We start from the raw sequence: 15,470 nt of genomic DNA, 5'->3' as shown, positions 1-15,470 counted from the left end.
TGCAGTTGGCCGGCTGCCGCGACGGCGTGCGGGGATGTGATGTCCTTGCGGGTCATGTGCCCTTGTTCCTGTCGGGTCGGGGTCGGGGTCGGTTCAGGTGCCCGGGCGCCCGGCGGCCGCCCAGGCGGCGTATTCCTGGCGGACGTAGGGGCGGAGGCTGGCGTCGAGCGTGATCGCGTCGGGGTGGAGTGGGCCGGCCACCAGGTCGGGATGGCGGCGGTCGTGCAGCACGAGTTGTACGGCGGTTTGTGCGGCGGCGCCGGACGGGCCGGGGCCGGGGTCGTCCAGGGCCATCCGGTCCATGAGAGCGGCCCTGCGCAGCAGCCAGGCGCGTTCGGCGGCCGTCGCATCGACCGGCGGGCCGTTGACGGTCCGGGCTTGGCGGCCGTCACGTTCGGCCCCGAGGGCGAGCACCTGGTGCATCTCGCGGCGCAGGTCGGGGGCGTTCGCGTACGCCTCGCGCGGAGTCGGGGCGGCCATGGCCTCGGCGGTGTTCGGGGCGGCCATGGCCTCGGCGGTGTTCGGGGTGACCTCCACGCTCACACCTCCGCCGGTACGCCGGAGTCGGCGCCGCAGCGCTTGCAGAGCGACGTGTCGTGGTCGGGGCCGCCGCGGTCGTGGGCCGGCAGGTCTGCCGGGGGTCGCATGGGCACCTGAGCCGGGCCCAGGCAGCCGTCGACGGGGCACGGCCTGTGGGTCGCGAAGGCCCACTCGATGGGGCCGTCCGGTGATGCGGCGCCGCAGCCACCCCCGCTGGCCGGTTGCCGTGCTGTGGTGCCGGGCCTGGCCAGGGGCGGCAGCTCGTGCGGAACGCCCGGGCCGGTCATGCCGAGCACCTCAGGCAGGCGCGGACTTCGCGGCCGCTGCGCGTTTGGTGGACCTCGGTCGACTGCGCGAGGTACTGGACGATGCCCGTGCCGCGGCCGTGTTCGTCCGGGGGGATGTCGGGACGAGGGTGCTCCACTGCCACTCCGGAGTCACTGACCACTATGTGCAAAGTGCCGTGGTCGAGGACGAGTAGCAGGGTCATGCGCTCGCGGCCGTACTGGGCGGCGTTGGCGGCGAGTTCGTCGACGATGAGAACGGCGGAGTCCCGTTCGCCTGCGGGAACACTCCAGGTCTCCAGCAGATCGGCCGCGAAGTGACGGGCGGCGGAGACGTGCGCCTCCTGCGCCGGCAGGGTGAGCAGCGCCTGGTGGCTGCAGTGCCGGGAGAGCGGCGGGCTCGGGCGGGGGAAATCGGTCACAAACATGGTCTTCTGGCTCTTCTGTGGATGTGCGGAGACCGGAACGTGGGGGACCGCCAACGACTTCGAGGGGCGGTCGGTTTGCCGGATCCTGCAGGGGAGCGCTCATTCAGTTCCACGGGCGGCGCAGGCCGAACGGTTCGGGTTATTCGCGCCTTTTGCTCAACTTCTTGTGGGTCCGGTCAATGCCGATGGCCAGGCCGGGATCACTCGCCTCTGCCGGAGCTCGGTGCCGTACCCGGCGAGCCGGGCACCGGCAGTTCGGCCACGTGCCAGTGGTCTTCTCGGCGGCCCTGAGGGAACGTCGCGCCGCTGAGCCGGACGAACGTCCCTGCCTGTGCCCGGCCCGCTCGCGTCGGCCTTTGGTGCGCAGATGCCCTGGATCTCCTTCCTCGCTCCGGGCTGCACGGACTTCGGAAGGGAGGGAGAGCCGAGGACGACGGCGGTCCGGTGAACCCCGTACTTCTGCTCGCGCGAGGGGGCGAGGAGCACCTTGGCCAGGCCTTCCTGAGGCCCAGGGCTCCGTCACCGTCCGCCCGTGGGGGGCGCGCCCTGTCCGCGCACTCACGCATCAAGCGCGGCTGAGGACCGGCTCGGTTCGCGGGAGCCGAGGGGGAGCGTGATGAGCTCCGGGGAGTCGTCGGGCGCGCCCTGAGAAGGACCCGGGCGCCGGCTTTGGCTTTCTCCCGGCGGAGGCTGAGGTGAGCGGCCCTGCGTGGCGGCGGCGTCTCAAGCGTCCTGATCCGCTCTGCGGTCACCGCAGGCGGACGCGCGCTCGGGAGTGCGCAGGGACCGCGCTGGCGCGAGCGGTGCGCCTTTCCTCCTGCGTGCAGGGGCCGTGCAGGGGCCGCGTTCTCGGCGACCGGCGCGGCTTTCCTCCAGGGCGCGGCGTGAGGAGCCGGCCGGATACGCCAGGAGCCCGCCCGACGCCGCGTCGCGCGGGCTCCTGGCCCCTCACGCCTGCATTGTGACCAGCTTCTGACCGTTGCCTGCGAGGATCTCGAAGTGCTCGATGGCTCCCGGGGACATGGCAACCGCCCCTGGGATCGTGGTGCCGGAAGGGTACTCGCCTGCCCGCCAGGTAGCGCCGTCCGCCCTGGCGCCACCTGGCCCGACCGCCTGCAGTCGGCAGGTGACTCCGGCGGGCGCCCCCTTGGCGGAGACCTGCAGGACACTGCCCCATGCAGAGGGCGAGACCTTCACCGAGGCGGAGACCCCGGTGGTGGGATCCCTTCCGGAGAAGGTGCGCCAGGCTGTCGGCGCGGTCGGCCCGGGCGGCGTCGCCTGACTGCCCACCGATCCGATAGCCGCCAGCCATGTGCCGCCGGCCGCTGCCGCGACGAACGTGAGGGAGGCGGCGGCGCCGGCCAGTTGCAGACGCCAGGTCCTTCGGCGCCGGGCCGCGGCCTGCTGGAGCAGCCTCTCCAGCACACCTGCCTGCGGCACCTGCGGCACCTGCGGCACCTGCGGCACCGCAGGCATGGCGGGCTGTGCGGGCGAGGAGCCCTGAGTGCTCTCGGCTGCGCGCGCCACCAGCCGGTCGGCCAGGTTCTCGTCGGCCGCCGGCACCGTCTGGCCTGCAGCTTCGGCCGCGGTCACTGTCGCCAGCAGGGTGGGCAGTCCCGCCAGCTGGGCGTGTTCTGCCCGGCACTTGGCGCATCCCGCGAGGTGGGCGCGCACCTGTTCCATTTCCGCCGGGGGCAGCGTGCCCAGGACGTATCCTCCCAGCGCCAGCCGGAGTGCGTCGTGCTCTGCACTCATGGTCGCCACCTCCTGCACGCCACGGTCACGGCTCGATGCCCCGTTCCTGCAGCGCCAGCCGCAGGGCGTGCAGGGCGTAGTACGTCCGCGACTTCACGGTGCCCAGCGGGATGCCCAGCACCTGTGCGGCCTCCGCCATGGTCCGGCCCCGGTAGTAGGTCTCCAGCAGGACCGCTCGGTGGTCCGGGGACAGCGTCCGGACGGCGTCGGCCACCGCCCAGCTCTGCAGTGCCTGCTCGATCTCGTCCTCGCCCGGTGCCTGCTCGGCGGCTCGCTCCAGCGCCTCGCCGCCGGCCTCGGCCGGCCTGGCCTGCCGGGCCCGGTGGGCGTCGATCACCAGGTGCCGGGCGACCGTACACAGCCATGCTCGGGCCGGGCCGCGTGCCGGGTCGAACGCGGCGGGATGCTGCCACGCTCGCAGCAGCGTTTCCTGCACGACATCCTCCGCCCATTGCCAGTCTCCTGAGGTCAGTCGCAGCACGTAGTGAAACAGGGGTCCTGCATGCTCCGCATACAGAGTGCGCAGCAGTTCCTCGTCTGCGGTCGAAAGGGTCCCTTTACCAGAGACACGGTGCGCGGAGCGATCTGGATCGGTCCGTGTACCACGTTTTCGGGAACTCCAGGGCATAAGCCGATCATCGCGCATATGTATTGCTTTGTCGTGTAACGCACGGCGTGGTGCAGGTGACACTCTGTGCACACTGCGGGCGGCGCGCCCCTGCCGGGTCCGACGTCACCGCCAGGACCATGCGAGCGGGGCACTGGGAGGCCGTCTGGTCCGCGCCGATCACCAAAGAAGTATCAGAAAAAGTGCATGTCTTCCGAACCGATCGCCCCCCGCCGCCCGTGGAGCCAGACAAGAGCCGATTTACGCGGCATTCCTCCTGTATTCCCCATACGGCAAGGGACGGATCAGAGGTGACCGAGATGCACAACGCGGCGCACACGGTCATGGCGCCGACCACGCTCGCCCCGCCCCCGCGCACCGAGCTCGGCGCCACCGGGCAGCCACCGTGCCTGGCCCCGCGCACACCACGGCGACGGCCCTGTGGAGCGCTCGGCGCGTACGGCGGTACAGCGATACAGCGGTCGAGGGCTGCGCAGTCACCACGGCAGAACTCCACCCGCCCCGTGTGCGCACCACCCGTACAGGCACCACCTCCCTGCGGTACGTCACTCGCGGCCCCGGGACGCGGAACCGCCGCATCCCATCTGCAACTTCGCGGCACGTCAGGGCGGATGCGCGGCGCGGGGCATGCCGAGGCGACCGGCCAGCGCAAGGGCAGCCCACGCGCTCGTTCGCAGATTCCGTCAGGGGCACGCGGCCGTGACACGGCATTCACCAGACATCACCGCGGTTGCGTGCGCTCACCCGGCACGTCCCTCTTCTCCGCCTGATCCGTGAGGAACGAACACCATGTACCTGAACTTCCGTACACCAGGCCGGCGATCGCGCGCCGCGGCCGGGCTGGCCGTCGCCACCGTCGCCACCGTCGGCGCGTTGGGGCTCCTCAGCTCATGCGGCCAGTCGTCGCACTCCTCGTCCACCGGAGCCGGCGCCGTCACACCCGGTCCGGGTCAGCACCAGACGGCCGGGATGCCCGGTGCCACGGGGCCGGGGAATGCGGCGGGCTCCGGTCCCGGCGCCTCGCCGATGCCGGGCATGACCATGCCCACGAGTCACTCGAGTACAGGCGCGCCGGCCGCGCCAGTGACCGGGGACGCCGTGGCGATCAAGAACTTCGCATTCTCCCCGGCCACGCTCAAGGTCAAAGCGGGCACGACGGTGACGTGGACCAATCAGGACACCGACGCCCACACCGTCACCAGCGCGGGATCGGGCGGACCGTTGCATTCGGCAGCCCTGAACACCCACGCAACCTACAGCTACACGTTCACCAAGCCCGGCACCTACTCCTACCTCTGCACCATTCATCCCTTCATGACCGCCACCGTGGAGGTGACCTGATGACCGGCTACTACGACAATCACGACGGTGCACCGACCGGCGATGCCGAGCAGCCCGCCACAGAACACGGTATGACCCGGCGCCAACTGCTCCGCCACGCGGGGTGGTTCGGCGGCGCCGTGGTGCTGACCGTGGCCAGTGGAGAGGTGATCAGCCACATCGCCGACTCCCGGGAGACCAACTCCGGGGCCGCCGCCGGCGCCGCAGCAGCGAACGGCGCGCTGCGGTTCGTGCAGGTCTCCGACAGCCATATCGGGTTCCAGGGCCCTGCGAACATGGACGTGGCCGGCTCATTCACCGAAGCGATCAACCAGGTCAACTCGCTCGGATTCAGACCCGACTTCGTCATGCACAGCGGCGACCTGACCCACCTGTCCACGGTCGGGCAGTTCGACCAGGTCAAGCAGATGATGACCGGTATGCAGACAGACCGCGTCTTCACCGTACCGGGCGAGCACGACTCCATCGGCGATGCGGGCCGCGCCTACCGGCAGACCTTCGGCAGGGGCACGCTGGGCGACGGCTGGTACAGCTTCGACACCCACGGCGTGCACCTCATCGCCTTGGTCAACACGATGAGCCTGGAGAAGCTCGGCCATCTCGGCAACGACCAGATCGACTTCGTCCGCAAGGACATCGCCGGACTGCCGCCGGACACCCCCATCGTGGTCTTCAGCCACATCCCGCTGTTCGCCATGTACCCGCAGTGGGGCTGGAGCACCGATGACGCCCTCAAGGTCATCGCCCTACTGCGCCGCTTCTCCTCCGTCACCTGTCTCAACGGGCACGTCCACCAGCTGTTCACCAAGACAGAGGGCAACATCACCTTCCACTCCGCCACCACCACCGCCTACCCCCTGCCCAAACCGGGCCGTGCCCCCGCCCCCACTCCGCAGGTCGTCCCCGCCCGGCAGCTCAAGGACGCACTCGGCATCCGCACCGTCGGCTACCGCCAAGGCGACCGCGAACTGGCCATCAAGGATCAGAGGCTGGCATGAACACCCAAAGACTCCTCGTCCCCACCCTGCGATCGGCGAGCGCCGCCACCCTCGCCGCCAGCGGATACATCCACGCCCAGCTCTACGTCGACCAGTACCGCTTCATCCACATCATCGGCCCCCTGTTCCTGCTCCAGGCCAGCGCCTCCTTCGCCCTCGCCGCCCTGCTGCTGATGGGGACGCCACCCCTGCTGCTGAGGGCCGCCGCAGCCGGCGTTGCGCTCGGCGCCCTCGCCGGATTCACCGCCTCACGCACCGTAGGCGTGTTCGGATTCACCGAACACGGTCTGCAGCCCGCCCCACAAGCCCTCCTCAGCCTCCTCACCGAAACCGGCACGCTGCTGCTCCTCGCGATCTGGCAGATGACCGTGACAACACAACACCGCGCGGCCCGAGCACCCGTCAGGACACCCAGCTGGGACCGGGCCACAACCCGCACACCACCCAACTGAACCACCACCGCCGATCCGCCCGGACGGCAGCGTCCGGCTCGGGGCGCCGGGGGACCGGCAAGCCACACGCCCTGCGCACCACGGCACAAAGGACCATCCGACGGCCCGCCGATCCCACGCGCGCACACCACGTGCTACCGCGACAGGACGACATGCCAGCGGGTGCGATCATGCAAGTGGCCACCGGCTGCCAGGACTTCGTGCCGGCCCAGGCACTGCACGCCCTGCTGGTAGCCGGTGCCCACTCGCCCGGCCTGACCACCGCACATCACACGCTGCGTGTGCCGCAGATGGACGACGGTGCGGACGTCGTACGCGACCAGACGGGCGGGCGGCCGTACCGTCTGCGTCCCGCCGACACGCACCGCCACCCCCAGATGTGCCGGAGCCGCAGCCGCGGCCGGCTCGCGGACACCGAAGGCGCCCCAGCCGCGGCGGCTGCGGTATCGGCTTCGCCGCCGTCGAACACACCGTCCACCCCACGGCGCTCCCTGCGCCGCATGCCCGCCTTCCCGGAACCGAGGAGTACCCCCATGCACCTGGACCCCCGCCCAGGAACCACCGGACCGAGCCCGCACCTCCGCGAACTGAAGGATGCCGTGCGCGCCCTGCTCGGCCTGGACGACGACACCGCCGTCATAATCCGCCAACTCAGCTGCAGCGAACCCGGCCACCCACCGCTGGAAACCGTCGTCGCGGTGCTGCCCATGGACGGCGAGGCCCACCGCTGGACACTCCGCCGCCCCACCGACCAGATCACCGAGAACGACCTACGGGCCACTCTGCTCCACCATCGACCGAGCTGACCGGAACAACTGAACGGCTTCCTCGGCCACTGGACATCGCGCAGGTGAACCTGCGCACCACCCGGACAAATCGAACCTCGAACCAGGAGAGCCACATGGTCTACCGATCGACCGTCGCTGCTGCCGCTTCGAACCCGCGGGCCAACGCCGCTTTGGCTACCGGCTGCGACACATGCAACGGCTGGGGCAGCGTGATCACCTCCCATGGACGCCACGAACTGTGCCTCACCTGCCAGCCCAGCACGGGCGACACCTCACAGATCGAAGCAACCCCCAACTGCTGGCAACCGGGAGACCACGTGCCCTCTTACAACGGCTGACACCACGAGGTGGATCAACGCCGCAACCCGTGGCCGGGCCCGGCCACGCCCCACAGGGCCGATGACGACCTTCTCCAGACACCCGTCAGGGAAACTCTACGGTCCGTCCCGCGGCTCCCCTCCGGTCACCCGTTCGGTTCGCCGGTGCCGATGGTGCAGATGCGGGCGACTGGCTGCGCCCGCCTCAGCCGCCCGCCGGTCAGCGAACCGGCTCGGCTGGCCGCATCCGGTGTCTGCAGTCACCCACAGGGATGTGATGTCGCGGGCGCGAGCCTTGGCGGAGCGTCGGCGTACGCTGCCGGCGGTGATGGGGGAGTACTGAGCCTCCCACCCGACGCGCCCCCGGCTGCGGTCACCAGCACGTCGGTGGTCAGCCGTGCGTCCTCGGACGGAGCCGCGGTCTGCACGTCCAGCCCGTTCCGGGACGCGGTGTGGGCGATCCGCCCCTCCATCGCCTTGTGCGTGTCGGCGCGAACTCGGCAGGAGGCGGTGCCGTGCCCGATGTTCGGGACGCCGACCGCGAGAGTGCTTGGCTTCCAGGGGCGCACGTTTGCGCCCCATCCAGCAGGAGCTTCACCTCTTCCCGTACCCGGCCCTGTTGCTGGTCCTCACCGGGCTCGTCCTCGCCGTGCTGCACACCGCGTAATCCGTGGCGGTATCCCATGCACTGGCAGACCGCGGAAGCCCGGGCGATTGCGGAAGTCTCGGGACCGCCGAGTTGTGGCAGCGCACGCGCCCGCACCTGCCGGCCGCCTTCTGCGTGCAGGTGCTGACCGGGCTGAGCGTCGTCGGTGTGATGCTGCCCGGCCTCGTTCTGTGGCAGATCGCCCTCTACAGAGGCGAGGAGGGCCCCTGACCATTGGGAGAGGACCCGGCGCCATGGTGGCGCGGCCGCATGGAACGGGAGTGGGGATCCCCGGGGCCGCGTGTCTCAACACGTCATGAATTCTTGACGGACAATCACTCATGGTCGGTATCCAGCGCCCTTCACAGTGGGTCTCGTAGGGTGTGCACCCCGTTTCGGTCGTCGGCTGCAGGGCGCCGGCCTGCGCTGAACCCGTGAGGGTTCGGTCCTTTGCGGCGCCCGTGGCCGATGCCGTGATTTCCGTCCCACGCCCGTGAGTTGGAGTCGATGCGCAGTGACAGAAGAGTTGAAGTCCGCGCCGCCGCGAGTGGCGGCCCTTGGACTGAGAACCGTCGTCTCTTCTCGTCTGTCATGCGCCGGAGGCGCGGACACGGCGGCGGTCTGGGCGGTGCCCGCTGCCGTCATGGGCGCGCTCGGGCTGTGGGGCCTGAACCGCGCCATGTGGTGGGACGAGACCACCACGTATGAGGTCGCCACCCGGAGTGCGCCCGACATCTGGGCGCTGGCGCACCATGTCGATGTCGTGCACGTGCTGTACTACCTGCTGATGCACCTGCTCCTGCCCGCGGGGAGCGGGGACGCGGTGCTGCTGCGGCTGCCCTCGGTACTGGGCATGGCGGTGGCCGCGGGCGCCACGGCGGCGGTCGGACGGAGGCTGGCGGGGCGGGCGGTCGGGTTCGGCGCGGGCCTGCTGCTGGCGGTCACCCCGCTGGCCTCGCACTACGCCCAGGAGGGCCGTTCCTACGGGCTGGTCACCGGCCTGGTCACCGTGGGCTGTCTGTTGTTGCTGCGCGCCGTCGAACGCCCCACCGTCCGGCGCTGGGTCGCGTATGGCTCGGTAGTACTGCTCGCGTCACTGCTGCATCTGTTCGCGGCCTTGATCCTCGCCGCCCACGGCTTGGCCCTGGCGGTCGGCCGGATCCCCCGGCGCACGCTGCGCGGGTGGCTGATCACCGCGCTGGCCGTCGCGGCATGCCTGTCACCGTTCGCTCTGTACGCGCATACCCAGATCGGGCAGCTGAGCCTGCTTCCTCGGCCCGGCTGGCGCCAGGCGGCCAGTCTCGTACGGCAGTTCACCGGTCCCGGGCTCCCAGCCGTCGCGGTCGTCGTCCCGCTCGCGGCCGTCGGAGCGCTGCGCTCCCGCCGGGGGAAGGGACCGCTGGCGCTGCGGACGCTGGCGCTGCCGTGGCTGGTGCTCCCGGCGGGCGTCCTGCTGGCTGGTTCGCTCATCCAGCCCGCCTTCAACCAGCGGTATGTCCTGTACTCGCTGCCCGCTCTGTCGCTGATCACCGCGGCGGGCGCGGATGGCCTGTTACGGGCGGCGGTGCGGCCGCGTCCCGGGGGACCGCCCGTTCGCGGGCGGCGCGTGGTCCCCCGAGTGCTGGGTGTGGCGCTCGCCGGTCTGCTTCTGGTCCTGCAGTGGCCGACGCAGGAGTGGCTGCGCACGCCGGCTTCCCGCAACGACGACCAGACGGCCGTCGCGAGGATCATCGGGCAGCGCGCCCGGACAGGGGACGCGATCGTGTTCGTACCAGGCACCAAACGCAATGTCGAGTACGTCTACGCCGCCGACTTCACGCGCACCGACGATGTCCTGATGACTCGGTCGCCCGCCGCGTCCAGGACGCTGGGTGGCGAGGAGGAGCCCGTGGCCGCCATCCGCCGGTTGCTGCTGCCGCACCGCCGCGTCTGGCTGGTGGACAGGACGGTGAGGCCCAGCCAGAGCGTCGCCACCGTCGCTAAGCGGGAGGTCCTGCTGAACGCCTACAGCCCGGCGACGGAGATCACCGTCCGAGGAGAGACGATCATCCTTTACGTCCGCAGGAGTTGATGTTCGTCCGGGGTGGGAACATCGCCTTGGGCCACCACGCAAGCAGCCGGGGCAGCTCGTACACCCACCCCAACGCACTCTGAGGCAACCAGGCCTGAATGTTGCCTCACGAGTGTTTGAGCAGCGCTGAGGTGTGTACGCGCCCGGTATGACCTCTTCGAAGCGAGAGACAGAGCGAAAGTACGAAGCCCCGTCGGCCAATGCCGCCTCGTGGCTGCCGGACCTCACAGGTGTGGACGACGTCGTGTCGGTCGTGGAAAAGGGCCTCGACGAACTGGACGCCGTGTACTACGACACAGACGACCTGCGCCTGGTCGGCGCCTCGGCAACGCTCCGGCGAAGGACCGGCGGGGCTGATGCCGGTTGGCACCTCAAACTGCCCATGTCCGGGGACAGCCGGGAAGAGGTGCAGGCCCCGCTGTCCGACACGGTTCCGGACAGCCTGCGTGACCTGGCCCTTTCCCGCACCCGAGGGTTGGAACTGAGGCCCGTTGTCCGTATCTGGTCCACCCGCAGCACGCGGCACCTCCTCGATTCAGAAGGCGCGGTCCTCGCAGAGCTGAGCCTCGACAGGGTCCGCGCCGAGTCCCTGCTCGACACGACCACACGCGCCTCATGGACCGAGGTGGAGGTCGAACTCGCCGAGGAAGCCGATCCCTCGCTGCTGGACCTCGTCGACAAGATGCTGCACAAGAGCGGCATCGACCGTGCGGGCCACCCGTCCAAGCTGGCCCGGGCCCTGGAGGAGACAGGAGCGGGCGTGCCGCACCCGCCGGACGGACGTGCCGAGATCGTCGTACCCGGCTCGGCCGGTGAAGAGGTCCTCAACTACCTGGACGAGCAGGTGCGCACTCTGGTGAGCCTCGACCCCGCGGTACGCCGCGACCTGCCCGACTCGGTGCACAGGCTGCGCGTCACCTGTCGTCGACTGCGCAGCACCCTGCGGTCTTACCGCGCGGTGCTGGCGCGTGAGGTCACCGATCCGATCCGCGAGGAGCTCAAGTGGCTCGGCGGCGAGCTGGGCGCGGAACGCGACCAGGAGGTCCTCATGAAACGGCTCGGCTCGCGCATCGGGGCCGCGCCCCGGGAACTGGTCCTCGGGCCCGTCAACGCCCGGTTGCAGGTGTGGAACGTCGCCCGCGCCTCCGAGGCGCGGCAGCGCACCCTCGACGCCCTGCACTCACCCCGTTACCTGGCCCTTCTGAATTCCTTGGCCGCGCTCACGGAACAGCCCCCGCTGCGTCGTGAAGCCGCCCGCAAGCCGGAGAAAGTGATGGTCAAGGCAACCCTCAAGGAGTACGACCGGCTGGCTGGCCGGGTGGCACACGCGCTGGAGCTGTCCCCTGGGACGGAACGCGACGCGGCCCTGCATCAAGCCCGCAAGGCGGCCAAGAAGACGCGGTACGCCACCGAACCGGCGCGCGCCTCGCTCGGCAAACCGGCCAAACGGCTCGGCAAGCGCGTCAAGGCCGTACAGAAGGTGCTCGGGGATCATCAGGACAGCGTCGTTGCACGGGACGCCCTGCGGAACCTGGCCCGGGCGGCACACGCGGCGGGAGAGCCCAATTTCACCTGGGGCCTGTTGTACGGTCAGGAGCAAGCCGTGGCCGAAGCGAGCGAACGGGAACTGCCGACTGCGTGGGCCGATGCCTCGAAACCCAAGCTGCGCAAGGCGCTCGTTCACTGAGAGATCCCGCGTGACCGCCAACTCCGATCGCTTCGTGGCGGCCGTGCGCACCTGCCGCCGCAGCCGCAACTATCCCTGGTGCGACACCAACCCATCGCCGCCGGGTCGGTCCGCCTGCCACGACCCGCGCCGCACTGTGTCGCGAAGTCAATGGAAGTCCATGGAAGTCCATGGCGGCATTGCCAGGCTGGAGTCCACTGATCAGGACGTCGAGGCCGGGCAGGACGCCGACGATGCTCTTCGGGGACGATGCTCTTCGGGTCCAGGACGTCGACGCTCGCCCAGAGAGCTTCATCTACGGGCCATCAGGGCAGCGGTATGCCGCCCTTGCGGGCGGGCTGCTCGTTCACGGTGGCGTCTCTCGTTCGAAGATCAGGACGGGCCACGAGGCGCCGACGGTCGTGAGAGCGTCGGGCTCAAGGGCGCCATGGCGGAGTGCCGATGTCACCCGACGGCGTCGGGCGCGGGGCGTGTCCGCAAGCAGCGCACCATCTCCTCGGCGTAGGGCAGGATCACACCGGTGCCGATCACAGCGGCGAGGCCGGTGAGGTAGCGGACGGGCAGCGGATGCTTCTTGGGCTGGAGCTTCCATGCGTCGGGCTCCGGGCCGCCGCGCAGCAACGAGCGCACCTGATCGGGGTGCAGGCATGAAACGAAGGCCAGCGCTGACAACGGCAGCACCTCCAGGAAGCTGTGGATGTGCTGCTCGATCGGTTTCACCTGCCGTTCCTGCACCGCCAGGCTCACGTCGTAGAGGGCGGTGGCACCATGGGCGACCGCGGCGCCGCCCATGACCGAGAGCACCAGCGGGTTGATCCGCGCCAGCATGCCCATGGCCACGGGAATACCCGCCTCGGTCATCATCAGCGCGTGCACAGCAGACTCCTGGACACCGCTCGTTTCCTCGATGCGCGTGCGTTTGTGCATCCACCAGTCCGCGACTGCCGGCACCACCCAGAGTGGCAGCACCCCGTACAGTAGGAACCTCCGGTTGGCGGCTTCGACGCCGATGTCGTCCAGCGGGACACGCAGGGCCTCGCCCGTACGCCAGCGGCGCCATGAGCAAGAAGTGCGCTGCAGAAACGCCCCCAGAGCCATGGACACAACCTCCGATACATAGCGGACGCGGGCGAGTCAGCGGCCCGGTGTCCTTTGCAGTTGCTGTTTGTTCCTCAAGGAGCGGCCGTCGAGGTTGCGCTTCTTGGCAACCCCATACAGCTGGTCCTTGTGGGTCCCCTGGCGCCCCGGTGGGAGCGCTCGCCGCCACGCCGGGATGCGGACTTGGAGTCACGCGTCGGGGTCGTGCTCGACGTACGCGATTCGCCGGAGCGCGCTCGCTCCTCGTTCACCGTGCCGGCAGCGATCTCCTTGCCCTGCCGGGCGCTTCGCCGCGCTGCTCGGCGCTCTCCTTGATGTGCTCGGACTGCCGCTCGCGCTTGCGGCTCGATCCTGCAGGCATTGCGGACTCCCCTCCCACATGGCCGCGCGAGTACCCCTCGCCGTCCGCCCCAACCACGCCACCGGCTCCGCCCACACCGTGAACCAGAAGACACGACCGGCGATAGCTGCCGATGCGGTGTTGGTCCGGGCGCCTCGGATTGTTTGGAGCTTTGGGTGCCCCCGTCCGTGACGTAGCTCATGGACGGGGGCAGCCGTACACCTGTGGGATGTCGTGCTGCGCTCGGGGGCATGCCGCGACGCCGCGGATGCCGCGGCCGATGGTGTGGGGCCGCGTTCGGGCTCACCAGCGGCTCGCCGACCTGCCAACCCGACCGAATGGCGGGGGAGGTGGGACGTGCCTACGTTCGTCCGGGGCTCAGGCCTCGTCCGGCTGGCACTGTGGGCACCACACCGTGCCGCGGCCTGCCAGGCGAAAGCGGCGCAGGTGGGTGCCGCAGCGGGGGCAGATCGGGTCGGGGTCGTCGCGGTGGCCGGTGAGCCACGAGTCGCGCGGTGGCACGCAGCCGGCGGTGACCGCGGAGCGCAGCGTGCGTCGCATGTGGGTGTAGAGGCGGCGGCGTTCGGTCTCCGTCAAATCGCCGGACCGAAGGCGGGGGTGCAGCCCGGCGCGCCACAGGATCTCGTCGGCGAGTAGGTTGCCGAGCCCGGCCAGGACGGACTGGTCGGTGAGCACGGTTTTGATGTGGCCACGGCGTGAGGAGAGCGCGTCCTCGAAGTCCTCGCGGTCCACTGCCAGAGCGTCGGGTCCCTGACGGTCCAGGAGGTGGGCAACGCCGGAGTCGTCGTCGGCCAACCAGAGGCCCTGGAGCTTGCGCTGATCGCGGTAGCGAAGCTGGTGTTCGCCGCTCAGGGTGAACAGGACGCGGTCGTGGGCCTCGAGCGCCTCGTCGGGACGGGCGCAGAGCAGCCGGCCGGTCATGCCGAAGTGCAGCAGAAGGGTGGGACCGCCGGTGCGGGCGAGCAGCCACTTGCCGTGCCGTTCCGGCTCGGTGAACCGCCGGCCCTCCAGCGCGTCGCGCAGCCGCCGCACGCTCACCCCGTGCAGGACACCCGCGTCGCGCACGTCGACACGACGGATGGCCCTGCCCTTCGCGCAGGACACGAGCACCTTGCGGAAACCCTCGACGTCCGGCAGCTCAGGCACGGCGGACGTCCCCGCATCGGCCGACGACGCTCGGCGCGTGACGGGGGAAAGCCGTCGCGGTCGGAGCTGCTGCGGTCGGCGACGCTCGCTTCTGCCTCAGGCCCAGCGCGACCTCCTCGATGTGCCCCGCTGACACCGAAGGCGAGCCCGGGGCGCGTCGCGCCGGGCCGGCGGCGGACTGCGGGCACGGCGCGGCCGGAGACGGCAGTCCCCGCGACGGCTCTGCCTGCTGCCCCTCTGGTCTCCCACAGGCCACGGCGGGACGAGGCGAGCACCGAGTGCGCCACAGAGCGCCGGACGAACACTCCCCGGCCGCGGCGGCCCAATCGCTCCTTCGCACCGGTCCCATGTTCGTCTCCCATCGGGTGGCTGCTGCCTCCTGCCGACAGGCTTCCCCCTCGCCGTCCACCCGCGCGCGTACCTCCGCCGGACGGTCTACACGACGACGGAGTACGCAGTCCTCCTCGGATACCCGGCCGCCGCGACCACGGCAATCACGGCGCCGGACGCGGACGACGGGTTCCGCGTCCCTGGCACCGATGACGAACCGGGAACTGCATCAGGGCGCTGAACCACGGTGCCGTCCTGGGGCAATCGGAAAGCAGGCCGGTCGCGACGCAGAAGAATCAACGCGAGCCGTCGTGCCCGCTGTGGACGGTTCCGGACGTCCTCGGTGCGGTGTGCGGGTTTCGACCCGGCCCCGGCGTGTCCCGCAGCCTTACGGAAGAGCCTTGTTCTGCGGCGCTGGAAATGACCTCCGTCAACGCAGGAAACCATCTTCACGAGCCTCGCGCAGCACCTGGTCGGCGCATTTCGTCGGCATCCCACGTGCGCGGTCGCACTACCGACCTTGCGGTCCCCGGGATCGTCGACCACCAGCGCCCTGCCCGGGTGCGGGGCGGTGGCCGGGCGCCATCGGAGTTTGAGTGG

General features: G+C 70.3%; 14 protein-coding genes and 1 pseudogene. 7 read left to right on the top strand and 8 right to left on the bottom strand.

Annotated elements, in window-relative coordinates; genetic code table 11:
* Nucleotides 1–93 precede the first annotated feature (93 nt).
* The 5 genes from AAW14_RS00560 to AAW14_RS00540 form a co-directional block, all read right to left on the bottom strand.
* A complete protein-coding gene (locus AAW14_RS00560; RefSeq protein WP_265558625.1) occupies nt 94–537 on the bottom strand; it encodes a hypothetical protein in 444 nt (147 codons plus the stop codon).
* A 2-nt stretch (nt 538–539) separates the two neighbouring features.
* Nucleotides 540–827, bottom strand: a complete 288-nt coding sequence (locus AAW14_RS00555) for a hypothetical protein (protein ID WP_265558623.1) — start codon at nt 825–827, stop codon at nt 540–542.
* Complete coding sequence (locus AAW14_RS00550; protein WP_265558621.1) at nt 824–1,252, bottom strand: ATP-binding protein; 429 nt, start codon at nt 1,250–1,252, stop codon at nt 824–826. The genes AAW14_RS00555 and AAW14_RS00550 overlap by 4 nt, the downstream gene beginning before the upstream one ends.
* A 948-nt stretch (nt 1,253–2,200) precedes the next feature.
* On the bottom strand, nt 2,201–3,007 hold the full coding sequence (locus AAW14_RS00545) for a zf-HC2 domain-containing protein (protein ID WP_265558619.1): 807 nt from the start codon (nt 3,005–3,007) through the stop codon (nt 2,201–2,203).
* A 25-nt stretch (nt 3,008–3,032) separates the two neighbouring features.
* A complete protein-coding gene (locus AAW14_RS00540; protein WP_265558617.1) occupies nt 3,033–3,635 on the bottom strand; it encodes a sigma-70 family RNA polymerase sigma factor in 603 nt (200 codons plus the stop codon).
* Between the two features lie 789 nt (nt 3,636–4,424).
* Here AAW14_RS00540 and AAW14_RS00535 point away from each other — a divergent pair.
* From AAW14_RS00535 to AAW14_RS00505, 7 genes are all read left to right on the top strand, one after another.
* Nucleotides 4,425–4,976, top strand: coding sequence for a cupredoxin domain-containing protein (locus AAW14_RS00535; RefSeq protein ID WP_265558615.1), 552 nt, complete (start codon nt 4,425–4,427; stop codon nt 4,974–4,976).
* Nucleotides 4,976–5,974: a metallophosphoesterase family protein gene (locus AAW14_RS00530; protein ID WP_265558613.1), complete on the top strand. Its 999-nt coding sequence runs from the start codon at nt 4,976–4,978 to the stop codon at nt 5,972–5,974. Before AAW14_RS00535 ends, AAW14_RS00530 begins: the two co-directional genes overlap by 1 nt.
* A complete protein-coding gene (locus tag AAW14_RS00525) occupies nt 5,971–6,426 on the top strand; it encodes a hypothetical protein (RefSeq protein WP_265558611.1) in 456 nt (151 codons plus the stop codon). The genes AAW14_RS00530 and AAW14_RS00525 overlap by 4 nt, the downstream gene beginning before the upstream one ends.
* A gap of 170 nt (nt 6,427–6,596) precedes the next feature.
* A complete protein-coding gene (locus tag AAW14_RS00520) occupies nt 6,597–7,232 on the top strand; it encodes a hypothetical protein (RefSeq protein ID WP_265558609.1) in 636 nt (211 codons plus the stop codon).
* Between the two features lie 1,038 nt (nt 7,233–8,270).
* A complete protein-coding gene (locus tag AAW14_RS00515; protein WP_265558607.1) occupies nt 8,271–8,408 on the top strand; it encodes a hypothetical protein in 138 nt (45 codons plus the stop codon).
* A 397-nt stretch (nt 8,409–8,805) separates the two neighbouring features.
* Nucleotides 8,806–10,248, top strand: coding sequence for a glycosyltransferase family 39 protein (locus AAW14_RS00510; protein ID WP_265558605.1), 1,443 nt, complete (start codon nt 8,806–8,808; stop codon nt 10,246–10,248).
* 148 nt (nt 10,249–10,396) lie between these two features.
* Complete coding sequence (locus AAW14_RS00505; RefSeq protein ID WP_265558603.1) at nt 10,397–11,935, top strand: CYTH and CHAD domain-containing protein; 1,539 nt, start codon at nt 10,397–10,399, stop codon at nt 11,933–11,935.
* Between the two features lie 444 nt (nt 11,936–12,379).
* On the opposite strand, the gene AAW14_RS00500 is transcribed toward AAW14_RS00505, so the two are convergent.
* From AAW14_RS00500 to AAW14_RS00490, 3 genes and pseudogenes are all read right to left on the bottom strand, one after another.
* Nucleotides 12,380–13,033 (bottom strand): diguanylate cyclase, encoded by a 654-nt coding sequence (locus AAW14_RS00500; protein ID WP_265558601.1) that lies wholly within the window; start codon nt 13,031–13,033, stop codon nt 12,380–12,382.
* A 36-nt stretch (nt 13,034–13,069) separates the two neighbouring features.
* Nucleotides 13,070–13,394, bottom strand: a pseudogene (locus tag AAW14_RS00495) (plasmid stabilization protein).
* Between the two features lie 357 nt (nt 13,395–13,751).
* On the bottom strand, nt 13,752–14,540 hold the full coding sequence (locus AAW14_RS00490; RefSeq protein WP_265558599.1) for an Fpg/Nei family DNA glycosylase: 789 nt from the start codon (nt 14,538–14,540) through the stop codon (nt 13,752–13,754).
* Nucleotides 14,541–15,470 lie beyond the last annotated feature (930 nt).

Origin of the sequence: Streptomyces hygroscopicus (genome assembly GCF_026168105.1) — a bacterium.
GTDB classification, from domain to species: Bacteria; Actinomycetota; Actinomycetes; order Streptomycetales; family Streptomycetaceae; genus Streptomyces; species Streptomyces hygroscopicus_D.
The sequence above is the reverse complement of the archived record's forward strand: the minus strand, read 5'-3'. Positions and strand labels throughout refer to the sequence as shown.

Bases quoted from the DNA above. Each gene is read 5' to 3' on its own strand.
- AAW14_RS00555 (WP_265558623.1), bottom strand. From the start codon at position 827: ATGACCGGCCCGGGCGTTCCGCACGAGCTGCCGCCCCTGGCCAGGCCC.
- AAW14_RS00500 (WP_265558601.1), bottom strand. From the start codon at position 13,033: ATGGCTCTGGGGGCGTTTCTGCAGCGCACTTCTTGCTCATGGCGCCGC.
- AAW14_RS00540 (WP_265558617.1), bottom strand. From the start codon at position 3,635: ATGCCCTGGAGTTCCCGAAAACGTGGTACACGGACCGATCCAGATCGC.
- AAW14_RS00520 (WP_265558609.1), top strand. From the start codon at position 6,597: ATGCAAGTGGCCACCGGCTGCCAGGACTTCGTGCCGGCCCAGGCACTG.
- AAW14_RS00535 (WP_265558615.1), top strand. From the start codon at position 4,425: ATGTACCTGAACTTCCGTACACCAGGCCGGCGATCGCGCGCCGCGGCC.
- AAW14_RS00550 (WP_265558621.1), bottom strand. From the start codon at position 1,252: ATGTTTGTGACCGATTTCCCCCGCCCGAGCCCGCCGCTCTCCCGGCAC.
- AAW14_RS00505 (WP_265558603.1), top strand. From the start codon at position 10,397: ATGACCTCTTCGAAGCGAGAGACAGAGCGAAAGTACGAAGCCCCGTCG.
- AAW14_RS00530 (WP_265558613.1), top strand. From the start codon at position 4,976: ATGACCGGCTACTACGACAATCACGACGGTGCACCGACCGGCGATGCC.
- AAW14_RS00545 (WP_265558619.1), bottom strand. From the start codon at position 3,007: ATGAGTGCAGAGCACGACGCACTCCGGCTGGCGCTGGGAGGATACGTC.
- AAW14_RS00525 (WP_265558611.1), top strand. From the start codon at position 5,971: ATGAACACCCAAAGACTCCTCGTCCCCACCCTGCGATCGGCGAGCGCC.